18 protein-coding genes and 1 riboswitch are annotated in these 19,672 nt (G+C 43.3%); of the genes, 17 read left to right on the top strand and 1 reads right to left on the bottom strand.

Annotated elements, in window-relative coordinates; translation table 11 throughout:
* Positions 1-30: 30 nt before the first annotated feature.
* From H8716_RS02300 to H8716_RS02245, 12 genes are all read left to right on the top strand, one after another.
* Positions 31-801, top strand: a complete 771-nt coding sequence (locus H8716_RS02300; protein WP_249306916.1) for an arylamine N-acetyltransferase family protein — start codon at positions 31-33, stop codon at positions 799-801.
* A 3-nt stretch (positions 802-804) separates the two neighbouring features.
* Positions 805-2,628 carry a glycerophosphodiester phosphodiesterase family protein gene (locus H8716_RS02295; protein WP_249306915.1) on the top strand — a complete coding sequence of 608 codons (1,824 nt, stop codon included), beginning with the start codon at positions 805-807 and terminating at the stop codon, positions 2,626-2,628.
* A gap of 17 nt (positions 2,629-2,645) precedes the next feature.
* Entirely contained in the window at positions 2,646-3,479 is an 834-nt protein-coding gene (locus H8716_RS02290) for an HAD family hydrolase (protein WP_249306914.1), read from the top strand.
* Between the two features lies 1 nt (position 3,480).
* On the top strand, positions 3,481-3,912 hold the full coding sequence (locus tag H8716_RS02285; protein WP_249306913.1) for a hypothetical protein: 432 nt from the start codon (positions 3,481-3,483) through the stop codon (positions 3,910-3,912).
* Positions 3,900-5,177, top strand: coding sequence for a vWA domain-containing protein (locus H8716_RS02280; RefSeq protein WP_249306912.1), 1,278 nt, complete (start codon positions 3,900-3,902; stop codon positions 5,175-5,177). Before H8716_RS02285 ends, H8716_RS02280 begins: the two co-directional genes overlap by 13 nt.
* A gap of 12 nt (positions 5,178-5,189) precedes the next feature.
* Entirely contained in the window at positions 5,190-6,716 is a 1,527-nt protein-coding gene (locus tag H8716_RS02275) for an AAA family ATPase (RefSeq protein ID WP_249306911.1), read from the top strand.
* 51 nt (positions 6,717-6,767) lie between these two features.
* Positions 6,768-7,286 carry a cysteine hydrolase family protein gene (locus H8716_RS02270; RefSeq protein ID WP_249306910.1) on the top strand — a complete coding sequence of 173 codons (519 nt, stop codon included), beginning with the start codon at positions 6,768-6,770 and terminating at the stop codon, positions 7,284-7,286.
* Positions 7,287-7,357: 71 nt separating this feature from the next.
* Positions 7,358-8,230, top strand: a complete 873-nt coding sequence (locus H8716_RS02265; protein WP_249306909.1) for an NAD(P)/FAD-dependent oxidoreductase — start codon at positions 7,358-7,360, stop codon at positions 8,228-8,230.
* A gap of 123 nt (positions 8,231-8,353) precedes the next feature.
* On the top strand, positions 8,354-8,665 hold the full coding sequence (trxA, locus tag H8716_RS02260; RefSeq protein ID WP_249306908.1) for a thioredoxin: 312 nt from the start codon (positions 8,354-8,356) through the stop codon (positions 8,663-8,665).
* Positions 8,665-8,931 (top strand): hypothetical protein, encoded by a 267-nt coding sequence (locus tag H8716_RS02255; protein ID WP_249306907.1) that lies wholly within the window; start codon positions 8,665-8,667, stop codon positions 8,929-8,931. Before trxA ends, H8716_RS02255 begins: the two co-directional genes overlap by 1 nt.
* Before the next feature lie 48 nt (positions 8,932-8,979).
* The gene (locus tag H8716_RS02250) at positions 8,980-9,690 is read left to right on the top strand and encodes an HAD family hydrolase (protein ID WP_249306906.1); all 711 of its coding nucleotides are present in this window, start codon (positions 8,980-8,982) and stop codon (positions 9,688-9,690) included.
* An 8-nt stretch (positions 9,691-9,698) separates the two neighbouring features.
* Positions 9,699-10,082, top strand: coding sequence for a DUF3783 domain-containing protein (locus H8716_RS02245; RefSeq protein WP_249306905.1), 384 nt, complete (start codon positions 9,699-9,701; stop codon positions 10,080-10,082).
* Between the two features lie 156 nt (positions 10,083-10,238).
* Here H8716_RS02245 and H8716_RS02240 read toward each other — a convergent pair whose 3' ends face one another.
* On the bottom strand, positions 10,239-11,141 hold the full coding sequence (locus H8716_RS02240; RefSeq protein WP_249306904.1) for a cation diffusion facilitator family transporter: 903 nt from the start codon (positions 11,139-11,141) through the stop codon (positions 10,239-10,241).
* A 117-nt stretch (positions 11,142-11,258) separates the two neighbouring features.
* Positions 11,259-11,371, bottom strand: a riboswitch (NiCo riboswitch).
* Positions 11,372-11,698: 327 nt separating this feature from the next.
* On the opposite strand from H8716_RS02240, the gene H8716_RS02235 reads away from it, so the two are divergent.
* The 5 genes from H8716_RS02235 to H8716_RS02215 are packed head-to-tail and all read left to right on the top strand — an operon-like array spanning position 11,699 to position 19,668.
* Positions 11,699-14,056: a hypothetical protein gene (locus H8716_RS02235; RefSeq protein WP_249306903.1), complete on the top strand. Its 2,358-nt coding sequence runs from the start codon at positions 11,699-11,701 to the stop codon at positions 14,054-14,056.
* A gap of 60 nt (positions 14,057-14,116) precedes the next feature.
* Complete coding sequence (locus H8716_RS02230; RefSeq protein ID WP_249306902.1) at positions 14,117-15,472, top strand: DUF4832 domain-containing protein; 1,356 nt, start codon at positions 14,117-14,119, stop codon at positions 15,470-15,472.
* Positions 15,473-15,532: 60 nt separating this feature from the next.
* Complete coding sequence (locus tag H8716_RS02225; RefSeq protein WP_249306901.1) at positions 15,533-16,564, top strand: Stealth CR1 domain-containing protein; 1,032 nt, start codon at positions 15,533-15,535, stop codon at positions 16,562-16,564.
* A 21-nt stretch (positions 16,565-16,585) separates the two neighbouring features.
* Positions 16,586-18,775: an NAD-dependent epimerase/dehydratase family protein gene (locus tag H8716_RS02220; protein WP_249306900.1), complete on the top strand. Its 2,190-nt coding sequence runs from the start codon at positions 16,586-16,588 to the stop codon at positions 18,773-18,775.
* A complete protein-coding gene (locus H8716_RS02215) occupies positions 18,760-19,668 on the top strand; it encodes a hypothetical protein (protein ID WP_249306899.1) in 909 nt (302 codons plus the stop codon). The genes H8716_RS02220 and H8716_RS02215 overlap by 16 nt, the downstream gene beginning before the upstream one ends.
* The last annotated feature ends 4 nt before the right edge of the window (positions 19,669-19,672 follow it).

Genomic DNA, 19,672 nt, shown 5'->3' with positions numbered 1-19,672 from the left:
TTTTTGAAATGCGGATTGGGGGATAATGTTATGAATGAAGCACAATGCAGAGAATATCTGAAAAGAATTGGATATACAGGGGAGATAGCGCGCACGCCTCAGTGTCTGGATGAACTGATTCTGGCTCATCTGGCTGCGATTCCTTTTGAGAACCTGGATGCCTGTGAGGATCATCTGGTTCCGTCACTGGATGAACATGTTTTATTTGAGAAGATCATCCGGCATAAGCGGGGCGGCTGGTGTTTTGAATTAAATAAACTGTTTTTTGAACTGCTGAAGGGCTGCGGATTTCAGGTAATGCCGGTGGCAGTTCGGATTACCTGGATGAGGGAAGAACCGGCAGCACTGCTGCACCGTGCAACAGTGGTGACACTGGAAAACAGACCGTATCTCTGCGATGTGGGATATGGAGGACCGGGACCAAAGGGTGTGACCCCTCTGACAGATGGCGAATATGAGATTCAGGGAGAAAGCTATCAGATCGTGACAGGTCAGGGGGAAACCGGTGATATGGTGATTCTGAAGAAGTGTTATCACGGAGAATATCATGAGATGATGCGTTTTCAGAATCAAAGGGCAGAAGATGCAGATTATGCGATTATGAATTTCTTCTGTGCACGGGCAGATGACTCTTTCTTTGCATCCAAACCGGTGATCAATTTGTATACAAAGGAAGGAAATCGATCCCTGATTGATCATACGTTGAGTCTTCAGAGACAGGGAGAAAAAGTGACAGAGGAATGTCATTCTGAAGAAGAGAAAAAAGAATGGCTGAAGAAGTATTTTGGAATTGAGAAGTAGAGAATGCAAAAAAAAATTAAACTTGTTTTATTGTTACTAAAATATAACTGGAAGTCCCTTCTGGGATTTGAACTGCTTTACAAGCTGCTGGGCGGTGCCATTGTGGTTCCGTCTATCTACGGACTGAGTCAGTGGATTATGAAGATGATGGGCTATCATTACCTGACGCTTGAGAATCTGAAGCGTTTTCTGAAGAATCCATTTACTCTGGTAATCTTTGTGGCAGTGGTTCTGACAGTCTGTCTGTATTTGATGTTCGATGCCAGTGCATTGCTTTTTCTGGCAGCACATTCCTACGAACAGGAAAAGGTGACGGTACTACAGACGACTCGCTTTGCGTGGAGAAATATGAAGCGGGTTTTCCGAAAAGGCAATGAAAAAATCATTGGTGGACAGATGATCCTGTTCCCATATCTGAGTGTGGGCGTCATTGGAAACATTCTGGCTACCGTAACATTACCGAATTTTATTAAAAGCGGACTGCGGGCATCCAGAAACTGGCTGTTACTGGGATTCGTTTTGTTGCTTTTGTTTGGAATCCACAGATTACAGTATCTCTTTATGTTTCCTTACTTTACACTGGAACACTGCGATTATCTGCAGTCGAAAGAGAAAAGCCGATATTTAAGCCGGAAGAATAAATGGAAGGACGGCATGGTTCTGGTATGGGTACAGATGCTGTTTTATGCCAGTTATTTTATACTGGCAGCGATTGGAATTCTGCTGGTGCTGATAATAGCGAAAATATTTTCCCAACTGCATATTTTGAATTATGTCTATACCTCGGCGGTATGGGGACTTTTGCAGGCCATTATGCTGATCGTGGCTGCAGTTGGGACGCCGATCGGTTATATTACCATCAGTGTTTTATATTATCTTCATAAAGAAAGCAACGGGGAGCCGGTCTGTCACAAGGAGATCGATGTTCAGCCGGTAGATGCAAAGAGCCGTAAAAAAGTACGTATGACAGAAGGATTGATTCTGATTACAGCCCTGTGTATCTGTACAATATTGATTTACAATTCTGCTACGGAGCATATGAACCCACAGGTGGAATATCTGCGTACCACAGAAGTGACTGCCCACAGAGGAGCCTCTGCCTTTTATCCGGAAAATACCATGGCTGCATTTGAGGGTGCCATAGAATTCGGGGCAGACTGGATTGAACTGGATGTACAGCAGAGCAAGGATGGAAAGATATTTGTCATGCATGACCACAGCTTTTACCGGACGACTGGACTGCGGGACTTTAGCTGGAATCTGACTTTTGATGAGATTGAGCAGCTGGATGCGGGCAGTTTTTTCAGTGATACTTTTGCAGGTGAGAAGATCCCAAGTCTGGAAGAAGTGATTGAACTTGCGAAGGAGAATTATATCCGGCTGAATATTGAGATTAAGCCTTCCGTAAATGACACAGATATAGAAAAAGCAGTTGTAGATCTGATACGGGAAATGGATTTTGCAGATTCCTGTGTCGTCAGCTCCCAGATGTACAGCTGTCTGGAAAAAGTAAAAGAGTATGATCCGGAGATTAGCACTCTTTATGTGATGAGCCTGGCATACGGAAACGTGAACCGTTTGAAAGCAGCAGACAGTTTCAGTATGGAAGCGGGAAATGTGTCTCCGTCTATGGTTTCCAGAATACACAATGCAGGAAAACAGATCTTTGTATGGACAGTGAATAACCGAAAGATCATCAACCGTATGATTGATCTGAATGTGGATAATATCATTACTGACCGTGTGGCGCTGGTGAAGGAATGTATCTATGACGGCAAGACCAACGATGTCATCAATCAGTATGTAAAATTCTTAAGAGAGTTATAGAAAAGGAACCAAAGAACATGAAACAGGATATCAGACTCATTGCGATGGATCTGGATGGAACTGCGCTGAACAGTAAAAAGGAGCTGACGGGGCGCACAAGAGATGCAATCGAACAGGCAGTAAAACGGGGAATTTACGTGGTGGTGGCAACCGGAAGAACATTTTCTTCTCTGGCACCTGCTGTTTTGGAACTGAAGGAACTGTCCTGTGCCATTACCTCCAATGGTGCTGTGATTAATCAGATACCGGATGGACAGATTCTGCATGCGGATTATCTGTCCGCAGAGGCAGTGTGGAAGATCACGAAAATGGCAGAGACAGAAAAGGTGGATACGGAAGTCTGTACCGGAGGGAGCGCTTATATCGGACAGGATTATTATGATAAAGTACTGGCTGGAAAAAGCGATCGTGATATTACTTATGTGAAAACTACAAGACACCCGGTGCCGGATATTTATGAGTTTATGAGGGCGCATAAGGACAGCATCGAGAATATTAACCTGAACTTTGACACGCTGGAAGAAAAACTGCGCTGGCAGAAGAGGCTGCGGGAATATCCGGAGATAACGCCCACATCTTCCTTCCTCTATAATGTGGAAGTTGGCGGGAAAAACACCAGCAAGGCACAGGCACTGCTGCATCTGATGGAACAGTGGCAGTTGTCCAGAGAACAGGTGATGGCCTTTGGTGACAGTGAGAATGATCTGGAAATGCTGAATATGGCAGGAACCGGCGTGGCAATGGCTAATGCAGAAGAAACAGTGCAAAGAGCGGCAGATCTGACTGCAGAGAGCAATGACCGGGACGGCGTGGCAAAAGTTATCGAAGATCTTCTGAAAGGAAGCGTATAATATGCGAGAGATGAGCCGTTATCAGATGAATGTGGCAGTGGTCACTTCCAGTCTCCGTATGAGAAGCGGGAAAGACAGCCCGGAAGCAGAAGCTGCCCGGGTATGGAAGAAGTTCTCCGAGACGAAGCAGGAGCCGGTGAAGATGGCAACTGCGTTGTGGGGATTTTTCTTAAAAGACGGAGGGGATCCGGAGTCCAAAAGAGCATATGCAGAGTATTTGAAGCCCCGTATCCGCAATGCCGTAGAGACACTGATTGAAGAAGATGAACCGGACAAAATCGAAGTACTGGAACAGGCAGGCTGGTTTGGCCAGAAGGAAGTGGAAGATTTTATCCGGACTGCCAGAGAGCGGCAGAAGTTACAGGCACTGGTGTATCTGATGAAGTTGAAAGATACCCGCTATGGTTATCAGGAAGAAGAGTGGGAACTGTAATGGATGAAAATGAATTAAAAAGACAACGATTATGTACCGAGATTCTGCAGAATTGCAGAAATGAGTTGTATCATTACTTCCCTTATCTGGACGGGGCATTTGCCAGTGTGGGATACCGATGCACGGAGAAAGAAAATCAGATTTCCACAGATGGGGAAAATTTCATAGCAGAATGTGGATATCTTCTCAAACACTATCGGCAGGATCCGGCAAGAGTAGTGAGAGGATATCTGCACATGCTGCTCCATTGTCTGTATCTGCATATTTTCCCGGAAAAAGGGATAAAACCGGATCTGTGGAATCTGGCATGTGACATTGCAGTGGAACTGGTAATTGAAGGGGAGCAGATACAGGAACTGGCACTGCCGGAGGATCTGGCTCGGAATCGTTTCATCTACAGTTTTGGCGGGAAAAAATGCAGTGCCCAGCAGATCTATCAGATGCTGGAGAAAAAAGAGTTCCATGAAAGTAATGAACAGCTGTATACATGGTTTGTTTTTGACCGGCATGATAACTGGTATGAAAGCTCCGGTGGAGAACGGAGAGCAAAGACAAAGCGGAAATGGGAGAAGGTGCTTGCCTATACCGGGCAGAACCGGCATGACCAGAAACGAAAACGGGGATCTCAGAAGGGAGACAAAACGGAATATCTTCAGCCAGCAGCGAAAAGCCGTTATGATTATAAGAAGTTTTTGAAACAGTTCACCTTTCCAAGAGAAGAGGTAGAACTGGATCTGGAAAGTTTTGATTACATTTTTTATCATTTTGGAATGGAAGAATACGGGGATATGCCGCTGATTGAACCGCTGGAATATAAGGAAGTCAATCGAATGGAAGAACTGGTGATTGCCATTGATACATCAGGTTCCTGCAGCAGTGAGACGGTTCAGCAATTTTTGGCAGAGACCTACAGCATCTTAAGTAACCGTGAGAATTTCTTCCATAAAATGAAGGTATATATTATCCAATGTGACTGTTGTATTCAGGATGTGGTTGTGATACATTCAGAAGAAGAGTGGAAGAATTACAGCCGGAATATCCGGATACAGGGAAGAGGTGGAACGGACTTCCGTCCGGTGTTCGCCTATGTACAGGAACAGCGGCAGAAAAAGGAATTAAAAGACCTGAAAGCTCTGATTTATTTTACAGACGGAGATGGGATATATCCCAGAAGTGCACCGGAATACAGATGCGCTTTTGTATTTCTGGAACAGACACAGAAGATGGATCTGGTGCCACCATGGGCAGTAAAACTGCTGGTGTAGGGAGAAAAGAAGATGAATATCAAAGAAGCAAAACAGGAGATCAGTCATACATTACAGGCATATCTGGAAAAAGACGAACTGGGGAATTACTGCTATGCACTGGTGCGTCAGCGTCCGATTCTGCTGATGGGACCTCCTGGGATTGGAAAGACCGCCATCATGGAACAGGTGGCAGAGGAAAATGGAGTGGGGCTGGTATCTTATACCATCACCCATCATACCAGGCAGAGTGCCATTGGTCTGCCACGGATCCGTGAAAAGACTTATGACGGAAAAAAGATAAGTGTGACAGAATACACCATGAGTGAGATCATTGATTCTGTCTATGCATGTATAGAAAGAACAGGAAAAAAAGAGGGGATTCTCTTTATTGATGAGATCAACTGTGCGTCAGAGACACTGGCACCTACTATGCTCCAATTTCTGCAGAATAAGACCTTCGGAAGCCATAAGGTCCCGGATGGCTGGATGATTGTGGCTGCCGGCAATCCACCGGAATATAATAAATCCGTCCGGGAATTTGATATTGTAACGCTGGACCGTGTAAGGAAGATTGACATTGAGGCAGACTGCGATATCTGGATGGAATATGCATGGAAGCATCAGGTACATGGAGCAATTTTATCCTATTTGAACATCCGCAAAGAAGACTTCTACCGGGTGGAGAATACGGTAGACGGGAAGTTTTTCGTGACGGCACGTGGATGGGAAGATCTGTCGGAGCTTCTGAAAAGTTATGAACGCCTGAAGATTCCGGTTTCGGATCAGCTGGTGATCCAGTTCCTGCAGCAGGAAGAAGTGGCAGGCAAGTTTACCGCCTATTATCAGCTGTATACAAAATACGGACAGGATTATGGAATCCGTGAACTGTTAGATGGTACTTTGCCAGAGGAAAGAAAAGCAGAAAAACAGCAGATGGCAGCAAATGGAGGGTTTGAAGAGCGTTTTACCGTTACCGGACTGATGCTGGATGCGTTAAATGATCGGTTTGAAACGGTCTCTGAGCTGGAAAAAAGATTACATATGCTGCATGATGCACTGAAATACTGGAAAAACTATCAGACAGAGAAGAAAGAGAATGACTGTCTGGCAGATTTCATACAGGAAAAGAAAAATCAGAGACAGGTGCGTCAGGATTCCGGAATGCTGACTGTGCAGGAAGCAAAACGGGAACGATGGATGGCAGGACGTCTGGAAGCTTATGAGCAGCGTCTCAAGGAAGCACATATCCGCAGCAGAGAAGAAGGATTTGAGAAGATCCGCAGCTGGTTTGCAGAAGAAGTGGAGTATAAAAAAGCAGCAGAGAAAGCGGCTGGACAATGCCTTGACCGCGCGTTTTCATTTCTGGAAGATGCCTTTGGTGACGGACAGGAGATGATTCTGTTCGTGACAGAATTATCCAAAAATGAAAAGATTATGACATATGTCAGCAGCCATGGCTGTGAAGCATATTTTCGTTACAGTGATTTGCTTCTTTATCGGAAGCGCGAAGCAGAACTGCAGAAAGACTGCGAAGAACTGAGTACAGACCCGGTGTAGAGAAGAGACAGATCCGGGAGCAGAGGGATTATAAGACAGGAGGATAATGATTTGAATATACTGGTGGTAGTAGATATGCAGAATGACTTTATTGACGGAGCACTTGGCACACCGGAAGCAGTTGCCATTGTTCCGAAGGTCATGGTGAAAATGATGAATTTTGACGGACTGGTGATGGCAACCAGAGATACGCACGGTGAGGATTATCTGGAAACACAGGAAGGAAAAAATCTTCCGGTGAAGCACTGTATCAAGGGAAGTCACGGATGGGAGATCAAAGAAGAGATTCAGCAGCTTCTGATCTCACAGCCGATTGACAAGCCAACATTTGGCAGTGAGACACTTGGAAATGTATTAAAAGATCTGAACAACGACGTAGAACCGATTGACAGTATCACTCTGGTGGGACTGTGCACCGATATCTGCGTCATATCCAATGCCATACTACTGAAGGCATTTTTACCGGAAGTACCGATTCGGGTAGATGCATCCTGCTGTGCAGGAGTAACACCTGAGAGCCATGCACGGGCGCTGGAAGCCATGAAAGCCTGTCAGATTGAAATTATCTAATTATCTGATAATGGTGTGGAAGTGCTTACAGGAACACACCACGACATGATAGGAAGGAAGGTGTATAGGATATGAACAGGTATGATATTGCCATTATCGGTACAGGACCGGCAGGTGTCTCTGCTGCGATTACAGCAAAAGTACGCAACAAGAAGATCCTGCTGTTTGGCTCTAAGAAAAGCAGCGAGAAGGTCTGCCGGGCACAGGAGATCCAGAATTATCCGGGACTGCCGCAGATCAGCGGTGAGGAACTGGCAGAGCAGTACCAGAAACAGCTTGACCAGCTGGGAATTACCGTGACAGAAGAACGGGTCAGTGCGGTATATGCCATGGGAGAATACTTTGCAGTGCAGGCATCCGGCAAGATGTATGAGGCGTCCACTGTGATTCTGGCAGCAGGAGTGGTGCAGGGCAGGACATTTCCGGGAGAAAAGGAATTCCTGGGAAGGGGAGTCAGCTACTGTGCGACCTGTGATGCTATGCTGTACCGCGGAAAGACAGCGGCAGTGATCGGGTATACAGAAGAAGCTCAGCGGGAAAGTGAATTTCTGGCAGAACTGGCGGAGAAGGTGTATTATCTTCCCATGGGAAAAGATGAAGTACATTTGCCAGAATCCATAGAAATTATCCGGGAAAAACCGCTGGAAATCACAGGCCAGGATCTGGTAGAATATCTGAAAACAGATGCAGAAGAATATAAGGTGGACGGGGTGTTTATACTCCGCGACAGCGTATCTGCCGAACAGCTGATACCAGGGCTGGAGATCGAAGAAGGTCATGTAAAAGTGAATCTTCAGATGGAGACCAATATTCCGGGCTGCTTTGCATGCGGTGATGTGGCAGGCAAGCCATACCAGTATGTAAAGGCTGCCGGACAGGGAAATGTTGCAGCATTGTCAGCGGTGAACTGGCTGACCAGACAGAAGCTGAAAAAACAGGGATAATACGCCAAAATTCCATTGCCAAAGGTGATTTTATGGAATGTAGTTTTCGCATCTGTGAAGGTATTGAATAACAGATACGATTAGTTATGAAACATAAAAATAGAACATACAGGAGGAACAATTATGGTAAACGTAATTTCTAATAATGATTTAAGCGAAGCAAAGAAAGAAAAACTGGCATTGCTGGATTTCTCAGCTACCTGGTGCGGACCTTGCAGTATGCTGGCACCGGTACTGAAAGAATTATCGGAAGAACTGGCAGGAGAAGTGGCTGTATACAGTATTGACGTGGATCAGAATCCACAGCTTGCCATAGAGTATCAGATTATGAATATCCCGGCACTGGTTCTGTTAAAAGATGGTGAAAAAGCAGGTATGACCGTGGGATTCCAGCCAAAAGAAAGCCTGAAAAAATTCATTGAGGAACACAGATAATGATTGAGCGGGTGTTACCATTTCAGTTTATTAAGAAATCTCCTCTCTATGGAAGCTATCAGGGGATGAACTACCGGGTAACAGAGATGAAAGGGCAGCTGGAAGTGTGCACATTTCCGGGCCCTTTCGCATTTTGGCACACTCCGGAAGAAAAAAAGGAATATCAGTATTTTGATTATTCAGAAGAGGGGTATGAGAAGGCGATTCAGTATCTGAATGAAGCCTATGAAGCAAAGAACTGGCGGGATGAACAGTTGCCGTTTTAATAGACTGTGCAGTAGATGACTGCCCAATATCATGCAAAGGAGAAACGGATGAATAAGAAAACGATACTGATATTTGATCTGGACGATACGCTGTATGACCGTGCAGAGCCTTTTCGAAAAGCATTAGAGGCAGCATCCGGATTACATATAGAAGGAGATGTCCGGGCATGGTATGGCATCTACAGCCGGCACAGCCAGGAGATGTTTGAAGCAAATGCCAGAGGCGAGATCACGCTGGAGGAGTCCCATGTTTTAAGAATCCGCCATGCGGCAGCAGAACTGGGAATACATATGACGGCAGAACAGGAACTTGCATATCAGCGCTACTATGAGCAGGCACAGAAAGACATTGTCATGAGTGATACCATGAAAGAACTGTTATCATTTTGCTGTGAAGCAGAGATACAGATGGGAATCCTGACCAACGGACCGGTAAAGAACCAGAACAGAAAAGTTCAGGCACTGGGGCTTGGAAAGTGGATTCCTCATGAGCACATATTCATATCCGAAGGAATCGGATTCACCAAGCCGGACGTGGGCGCATTTCATTATGTAGAAAAAGCCCTGCAGGCCAGACCGGAAGAACTCTGCATGATAGGCGACAGCTACACCAGCGATATAGCAGGAGCTATGGAAGCCGGATGGAAAACCATATGGCTGGATAAGAATAAAACAGAAACGCAGAACGAGGGAAAAAAGGCAGATCTGACTGTAAATACAGAAGAACAATTACGGAAGAGAATAAAAGGTAACGGGTGAATGGAAATATGAATAAAAACACGAAAATAGTAATGGCTTTTGAGATCAAACCAGAAAAAGAGCAGTTGATCAAAAATTGTTGCGCATCTATGGACGCCGATTATCGGCGTATGCTGCCGTCTGATCATAAGAAAACACTTGGAAGCCTGGCTGGAATTACAGGAATCCCTGCAAAGACAACAGCTGGTTCTATGGGAGAAAAGATAGAGCAGGAAATGCTGGTCTTTTCAGGATTTGACTCAGAAGAATTAGAAGCATTTCTGGATCTGTATCGAATGCAGGGAATCGAGAAAATAGACTATAAGGCAACAGTGACCATGTACAATATATTCTGGACACCGGAAATGCTGTATCAGGAACTGAAAAAAGAACATGCAGCTATGGGAAAATAACAGGAATTGTTCGTATATTTTTGCGCGAAGAATTGAAATGATGAGGAGTATCAGCAGAAGTTAATGGAAAAAATGCATATTGCATAAATCAGATAAAAAAGGCATTGTTAGCGGTTTTAATATAGCTAACAATGCCTTTGCCTTTTAAATGGGAACTCATGCCATCGGATTGACATGAATCATAATATGTTTGATATTGTCGAAATTCTGCTCTACCTGGTTGTGTACGTTTTCAGCAACTTCGTGAGCTTCGGTGAGAGATTTGTTTCCATCTACGGAGATCTCTGCATCGATATAGATCTTGTTACCGAACATTCTGGTGTGAAGGACATCCAGACGGTCGACTCCGTCCTGTGCGGCAATGAAGTCTGCCAGTTGTTTTTCATATTCGCTGCTACATGCGGTATCCAGCATTTTAGCAACTGCATCTTTTAAGATATCATAAGCAACTTTAATGATACATATGGCAATTGCCACACTGGCCAGTGGATCCAGAATCGGGAAACCAAGCATTGCGCCGCCGATACCGATCAGGGAACCGATAGAAGACAGGGCATCTGATCTGTGATGCCATGCATCTGCCATAAATGCGGCAGAATTCAATACTTTTGCATAATGTCTGGTGTACCAGAACATGCCTTCCTTGGTAGCAATAGATACAACTGCTGCAACCAGAGCTACGCTTCCTGGAGACTGAAGTTCATCGTAGTGTCCGGCAAAAATGGTACGAAGTCCGGTAAGACCGATCATCAGACCGGTACCAAAGAGGATAGTACCAAGAAGCAAGGAAGCAACACATTCCAAACGTTCATGTCCGTAAGGATGTTCCCGGTCCGGTGCCTGCATGGAGAGACGGATACCCAGCCATGCGATAAAGGTAGCAAGGACGTCGGACAGCGAATGAATCGCGTCGGATACCATGGCACTGGAGTGACCAAGCACTCCTGCCATGAACTTAAATAAAGATAAGATAACGTTACCGATAATACCAATCGAGGTAACGCGGTTAACAATAGCCTGTGGATTCTGCCTGGAATCCTTTGTAATCGTGTTTGTCATAAATAAGATCCTTTCTGTAAGTGTGCTAATAATACAATAGTGCCTGATACTCTTTTATGTCACAGGTAATTGCTCGCAGACTTTATTTTGGGTATAAAAAATCTGCGGAACCGTATCTACTGTCCCACAGATATCGAATCTTATCAATCGAATGATCTGTTGCCGCATCAGCGGCCCGGCCCTCTGAACACGAATACTTCGTATTGCAGTGCCTGCTCAGTTTGTACTGTTGATCGCGCATTTCATCTGAAATGTAATGCAGTGCAAAGAGATCTTCTATACGGTAACACAGACGAAAAGTGATGTCAACAGCTTCAAAAACTAATCTTTCTTATGATGCTCTGACAAAATATTGAATGCGCTAACTCTGGGCAGGAAGCTGTGAACTGGCATTTTTACACATTTCTTTTGATGATTTAGAAGTTTCATATAAAAATAATATATGCTATACTAAAAGATAAAGCGTGGAAGCTGGATAGAAAACAGCGAATATTGCACTGTTTCAGTCAGATAGAAAATGAAGTAGATTTGACAGGAAGGAGATTACGGATCAAAATATGAGCTACTGGATTGGTGAATTTGTGCGAGTATTTTTGGGATATATCATTCTGATGTATTTTTGGCCGTCTGTTGTGTTCAGAAAAAGATTATCTGGGAAAAGTCTGACGTTTCGATTTGCTTTTTGTTCTACAGTATCTGTTTTATTAGCGAATACACTGGTACTTGGACTTGGATTGATTCATATATTAAAGGGTTGGGTTATTTTTCTGATATTTTACGGAATACTGACTTTTTCGATTTTCAAGGAGAAGACGTTCAGAAAGAACGTTTTTTTACAGATAAGAAGTCTTTTTAATGGAACTCTTGGATGGAAGTCTCTGATCTTTCAGACAACGGAAAATATAAAAAACAACAGCATTACTTTTTTCAGACGTTTAAACAAAAAAATACATGGCAGAAAACTGGAATATGGTATTCTGAGTATTCTTCTTATTTTTGCAATTGCTTATTTTTCCTATGGTGCATTTCAGAATCATTCTTACGGATGGGGAGATATGTATGTGCATCATTCCTGGATCTATGGATTGAAAGAGGGAAATATTTTTTCAGAGGGAGTTTACCCGGAAGCAATGCATTGCTTTATCTATTGTATGGATGTATTGTTTGGGATCCCAGTATATAGCAGCATGATGTTTCTGGGAGAGATACACGTTACTGCTTTACTGGTGGCTGTTTATTGCCTGTTTCGAGAGGTGATGAAGTCAAGGTACACCGTATATGTGATTTTAGCCGCATTTCTCATGTTAGATGTGGTATGTATAGACGAAATATATGGTATTTCAAGACTACAGTATACCATTCCGCAGGAATTTGGCCTGTATACTCAGTTTTTGTGTTTGGTGTATCTGATCCGTTTCCTAAAAAAATCCGGAAATACAGAAAAAAGAAGAGAACGTAAAGATGATTTATTCTTATTTATGACCTCTCTGGCGGCTTCTCTTGCAATCCATTTTTATGTAACGATTATGGCGTTTTTTTTGTGCGGTTCCTTTGTGGTCTGGAAAATGGCAAGTATCTTTCGAAAGGAAAACTTTCGGTCACTTTTGGGAGCTGTTATTCTGGGAGTCGCCATTTCAACATTGCCAATGGTGCTGGCCTTTGCTTCCGGGATTCCTCTTCAGGGTTCTTTGAACTGGGGGATGAACATTATAAATGGTACAGACACCAAAGAAGGAAGGGCACAGCTGGCACAAAAACTGGAGAAGGAAAGTGAATCTGTGGAGCAGAGTCTCACCGAAACCAGTGGAGAACTGCAGTCAGACCAGAGTGAACTGCTTTTGAGCGAAGCGGAAAATGAACAGAGTACAAAGAGAATAGAGGCGCCTACAAAAGTATCGATAAAAGATCGTATAAAAAAAATGATTGATAATGTAAATCGTACAAAGCAGTATGGATATGTGCAGCTTTATGGAAGAATGCGTGCCGGATGGATTCTGGGATTTACATTGCTTGCCATGGTGATCACCATTTTGAATCTGGTTATCGATCGTGTGCGTCACCATAAGGGATACTTTGAAATGTATGCGGGGATTACTTTCTCATCGGTCTTTTTTATGGTTTTATATGCAGCACCTTATCTTGGTCTGCCGGAGATTATTGCCGGAGCCAGATTATGCCTGACAGAACAGATACTGATTCTGGCGATGATGGCAATTCCACTGGATGAATTGTTCTTCCTGTTTGAACACTCATCTGCCGGACGTTATGCTCCATATCTGGGACTTCTGGGAGTTATTGTAATGTATGTCGGAACGAATTGCCTTGGAGTGTTTCATGGCTATTTGTACTATGAACTGACACGATATAATTCGGCGGTAGAACTGACCAACCACATCATTGAAAAATATCCTCAGTACACATATACCATTATATCTACTACAGAAGAATTGTATCAGGCCATTGAAACAGGAAGACATGAAGAAATTCTTGATTTTTATTACAGAACAAGATCAGAGAATTATTATATTCCAACCGAATATCTTTTCTTCTATGTTGAAAAAAATCCGATTCAATATGCACAGTATCATTTTTTCTCAGGTCCGAGATGGCTTGCACAGGAAAAATACATTCCGTATTATAAGTATTCGAATTCCATTTTAAGCGAAGGAGATCAGATTAAGCATGGCAGAATTTCAAGAAGATTTCTGAATGAACCACTTGCTATCATGGGAAAAGCCTCAGATGCTTATTCCAATATTACAAACAGAAAAATTTTGGAATCTGAGATGTATTACTGGTGTCAGAATTTTGAGACCATTTATCCGAATGAAATAAAGGTCTATTATGAGGACGAGGATTTTGTATGTTATGTGGTGAAACAGAATCCAGATCATTTGTATAACCTGGGAACATAATTTTTCACAGAAACCGGGGAGAGAGTTAGAATATGTCAGCAGAAGAAGAGGAAAATGGCTATGAAAAAGCAACGAATATGGCTTGCGGCAGTGCCTGTAATGCTGATCTTGATATTCATCAATGTGATATGGCTTGGCACTGGGAAAAACAGGAGAGAATATGAGACGACAGAGGAGACGTTCGGCAATCCGCTTATGGGATATGCACCCTGTGCATGGAATGAAGAAGTGAGAGAGGATGTGTCTCTGCTTTATATGGATATTACCTGGGCGGAGCTGGAGCCGGAGGAAGGAAAATATAACTGGGAAGGAATTGAAAAAGAGAATCAGCTGGAACGTTGGAGAAAAGAAGGAAAGCATATTGTTTTAAGATTTGTCTGCGATATTCCGGGAAAAGAAAAACACATGGATATTCCAGAATGGTTATATGAAAAGATGAATCATGCCGGAACCTGGTATGATGTAGAATTTGGAAAAGGGTTTGCTCCGGATTACAATAATGAACAAATGGTTGCATACCATGCAAAAGCAGTGAAAGCACTTGGCGAGCATTTGGGACAGGATGGGCTGATTAGCTTTATTGAGCTTGGAAGTCTCGGTCACTGGGGAGAGTGGCATGTAAACTATAGCGCGGGAATTCAGCGGCTTCCGCTAGAGTCAGTGAGAGAGAAATATGTATCTGCATGGGTCAGTGCTTTTCCGGATGCAATACTCTTAATGCGCAGACCGTTTTCTCATGCAGCAGTCTATGGTATGGGACTTTACAACGATATGACGGGAGATGTTAGTGAGACAGATGCCTGGCTCAGAGAAATTGAGAATGGTGGTAAACTCAGCCAGACAGAAGAACCGGATGGACTGACTGCCATGGTGGATTTCTGGAAGACGGCACCTGTGGGCGGTGAATTTACCAGTTCACTTTCCATGGAAGAGATACTGGAGACGAATCTTTCTCAGACAGTAGAACTGATTCGCAAATCTCATGTGACCTTTCTGGGCCCCAATATAGCCAATGCCAGTTATTCAGATGGATATGAAACGATATTGAAAAATATGGGATATCGGATATGGATTTCAGAGGCTGTGCTCTCACATTGGTACACAGGCACAAAGCTGGAAATAACCTGGGAAAATGATGGAGCAGCCCCTTTTTATAAAGACTGGCCGGTGTGGCTTTATGTGGCAGATGAAGCAGGAAATGTAATAGAAGAGAAAGAGATTCCTGTCATATTATCTTCATTGCTTCCAGGTGAAACTATAAAAGCAGAAACTTATCTGGATACCAGGAACATATTGGATCTGGCGGGAAAACAATATCATGTGAGTATAGGAATCCTGGATCCTATGACAGGAAAAGCAAGTCTTCGCCTCGCAATGACAGGAACATATGAAGATGGAAAAAATATCTTATGGTAAAAAGATTTCGGATGGACAGGCAGATAAAATTTAGACAGGTACTTAGAGATAGGAATAAAAATGCGTACGACAGAAAAAAGAGAGCAGAGCATTGACTTTGTAATGATATGGGTAGATGGGAATGACTCTAAATGGCAGGAAGAAAAAAGAAGGATAAGTATTAAGCAGGGAAATTCTTGTGATATAGATGACCGAAAAGAACGTTATCGGGACTGGGATAATCTTCAGTATTGGTTTCGCGGTGTAGAGAAGTATGCTCCGTGGGTGAGAAAAATCCATTTTGTGACCTGGGGACATTTACCGAAATGGCTAAATACAGAACATCCAAAGATTCATATTGTAAATCATAAGGACTTTATTCCGGAGGAATACCGTCCAACTTTCAATTCCCATACGATTGAATGGAATTTTCATCGAATACCGGATCTGGCAGAACAGTTTGTTTATTTTAATGACGATATGTTTCTGACAAATCAAGTTTGCCAAGAAGATTTTTTCAGAGATGGTAACCCAGTGGATATGCTGGCACTGCAGCCGGATGTGGCGAATACAGACAATCCGGTTATGCCCTATATTTATTTGAACAATGTTATGGTACTGGCAAAGTATTTTGATAAGTATCGCAATATGAAGGAGCAGCCTGGAGCGTATTTTCATCTGGGGTACCCGCCGATGTATTTCTTTTACAATATGCTGGAATTGGCATTTCCACGCTTTACCGGATTCTATACAGTGCATGGACCGTCACCACTGTTAAAAGATACTTACCGTAAGCTATGGAGTTTGGAACCGGAACTCCTTCACCGGGTATGCAGCCATCCATTTCGCCATAAAGAAGATATCAGTCAGTATGTCCTGCGGGAATATCAGAAGCTGAGCGGAGAATTTGTGCCTGCAAATGTGAGAAAAATGTGTGGATATTATGACGTAGAAGCGTATAATAAAAAACTGGTGAAGGCTATCTGCAGACAGGAGAAAAAGATTGTCTGCATCAATGACAGTAATCATGACATTGATTTTGAGAAAGCAAAGAATGAAATTAACACAGCATTAGAGCAGATCTTTCCAGAGAGATCGTCGTTTGAAAAATAACTGGAATAGAAAGGGAAAAATATGAATATTCTGCTTATTGGCGGTTCCAGCAGACTGATGGACAGTATGATTCTGAAGCTGAGGAAGGAAGGACACAGAGTATTTCTTCTGACTGGAGACAAATACCGCCATAATAAATATCAAAAAGTCTTTGAAAGATATGATTTTTCCTATGACTGTGAGAATCTGAATGATATTCTGGACAGCGTGAATGCGGATGTGACGATTCTTACAGGGGCATTTGACACGAATTATAACTGGAACGGAGAAGAACGGGAAACCGTTCACTTCATGTCCCACCTGGTGAATATACTTGTGGCATCTTCTGTGGCAGGAAAAGGAAGGGTGATCTTTCTTTCCTCTGATGAGATATACAGCGGAAACCATGTGAATGACATAGAAGAAGATGAAGCCTTTTCAGGAACAGGACAGAAAGCAGATACCCTGTCTCAGGCAGAAGAGATGTGTGAGAATTTCCGTGTTAACCGTAATATGGACATTGTGACACTGAGACTGGATCACCTGTATGGCATTCCAAAAGAGAAGAAGGATGTTGACAATATTGTGGCGCAGATGTGTCTGGAGTGTATGAAAGACGGACATATCAAAGCTGGTCTCAATCATATCTTTTCCGTACTGGATGAGAATGATGCGGTAGAATATATTTATCAGATTGTGAAAGCGGGACAGCATAAGTACGCCAGGTATCATCTGTCATCCAATGATATTGTCAGTGAAATGCAGCTGGCAGCTATGGTGCAGAAAGAGATTGGAGGCGAATCCAATCTGGTGGAGGTCCCGGACGTGAGCGGGCGTTGTGTGCTGTCCGGGCGACGGTTTGAAGAAGAATTTGGTATGCATGCTTTTGGTGATATCCAGAAGAATGTGAAGAACATGGCTGCTTACATGAAGAAGCATAAATCAGTGTTCCTGAATGAAGAGGAACGGAAAGCACCATGGTGGGAAAGAATGCTGAACAAATGGAAATGGTTGATTGCGGCATTGTTTCCATTCTTTGAAAATATGGTCTGTTTCATTCCGTTTTTTATGATGAATAACCGGACTGTGGGAAGTCAGTATTTTGCCAACTTGGATCCATTTTTATTATATGTGTTATTGTTTGCCATTATCTATGGACAGCAGCAGGCCACATTTTCAGCAATTCTGGCTGTAGCAGGCTATATGTTCCGGCAGATGTATACCAGAAGTGGATTTGAAGTATTGATTGACTATAATACTTATGTATGGATCGCCCAGCTGTTTATTCTGGGACTGGTAGTGGGATATATGAGGGATCAGATTCGAACCATGCAGCTGGAGCGGACGGAACTGGAAGAACACCTGAGCCGTCAGATCGCAGATATCCGGGATATCAACCAGAGTAATGTCAGAGTAAAATCTGTCATGGAACAGCAACTGGTAGATCACAGAGACGGCATTGGGAAAATCTACAGTATCACTGCGGCACTGGAACAGAGGATGCCGGATGAAGTTATATTCTATGCGGTGGAGATGCTGGAGAAGCTGATGCAGACAAAAGATGTGGCAATCTACAACGTAGTGAACGGGGACTACGCCCGTATTTTCTCGGCAAGTTCTGAGAAGGCCAGAAGCCTTGGCAATTCCATCCGCTATAAAGAAATGACAGAGATCTACGAAGAACTGTCAGAACAGAAAGTGTATATTAATAAGAATATGGATGAGCATTATCCACTGATGGTCAGGGCAGTCTATGAGGGCGGCCAGATACAGATGATGATTATGCTCTGGGGTCTGAGTTGGGAGAAGATGACACTGGGACAGGCTAATTTCCTGACGGTAGTCAGTTACCTGATTCAGAATGCTGTGCTGCGTTCCCAGAGATACATGCAGGCACTGGAAGAAAAACGATATACACAGGGAACCAGAATTCTTGAGCCGGAGGCATTTGAATCTCTGGTACAGGCATATATGGATGCAGAAAGAAAGAATCTGGTAGAATGTGTACTGCTGAAAGTAGATACTGAGAAAGACAGATATCTGGAATGTGCAGAAGTAATCACCGCGCACATGAGAGACAGTGACTATCTTGGAGAGAGGTCAGACGGAAATATGTATTTGCTTCTGACCAATACCACAAATGATAATGCAGGTATTGTGCAGGAACGATTTAAGAAACTGGGGTATCAAACAGAAAATGTGGAGAAGATGGCGGTATGTCACAAAGAATGAGACTGTTTATTCTGATACTGATCGTAAATCTGTGTATTGTTCTGATTTATCTGATCTGGAATCACATAAGGAGAAAAGAAAAGCTGGGAAGTGTTTGGATGAAGGCTGTGATGATGCTTCTGTGTCCGGTCATTGGACCTGCATTTATTCTGCTCTCATTCTTTCTCTATAAGATTTTTTCATTCGGAGGAGTGGATCTGTCGGATGTGGTATTCAGCAAAGACCGCACAGAGAAATTCGTACATCCCGACGAAGACATGGAAAAAAATATGGTTTCCTTGGAAGAAGCCCTGGAAGTTACGGATAAGAAAAGTCTTCGTACCCTGATGTTGAATGTAATCAGAGAAGATTACAGAAAGTCACTGGCGTCCATCACGCTGGCATTGAATAGTGAGGATTCGGAGACGTCACATTACGCAGCTTCGATTCTACAGGATGTGCTGAATGACTTTCGAAGCGGGGTACAGGAAAAATATCTGCAGTGTCAGGAAAAAAATGAACAGCAGGAAGAAAATTGCATACGGTTGGCAGAGTATATGAATTCGATTCTGGAACAGAAGGTTCTCACAGATCTGGAACAGCACTCTATGACAGAAAAAATGAAAGAGGTACTGGAAACAGCCTGGCAGCTGGATAAAGGAAAGATCAGCAGTACCACTTATGAAGAGATCTGTCTGCGCCTTTTGGATATAAAAGACTATGCAGACTGCGATACATGGTGTGAACGGGCGATGGAACAGTATCCGAGGGTACTGTCCAGTTATACCTGTAAACTGAAACTGTATTTTTCGTGTGGTGAGAAGGAAAAGTTCTTCCGTGTTATGAAAGATCTGAGGGAGCTTGATATTACGATTGATAATGAAACGCTGGAACTGATTCGAACATTTATGTAGGGAA

This window comes from Jingyaoa shaoxingensis, from assembly GCF_014385005.1.
GTDB classification, from domain to species: domain Bacteria; phylum Bacillota; class Clostridia; order Lachnospirales; family Lachnospiraceae; genus Marvinbryantia; species Marvinbryantia shaoxingensis.
The sequence above is the reverse complement of the archived record's forward strand: the minus strand, read 5'-3'. Positions and strand labels throughout refer to the sequence as shown.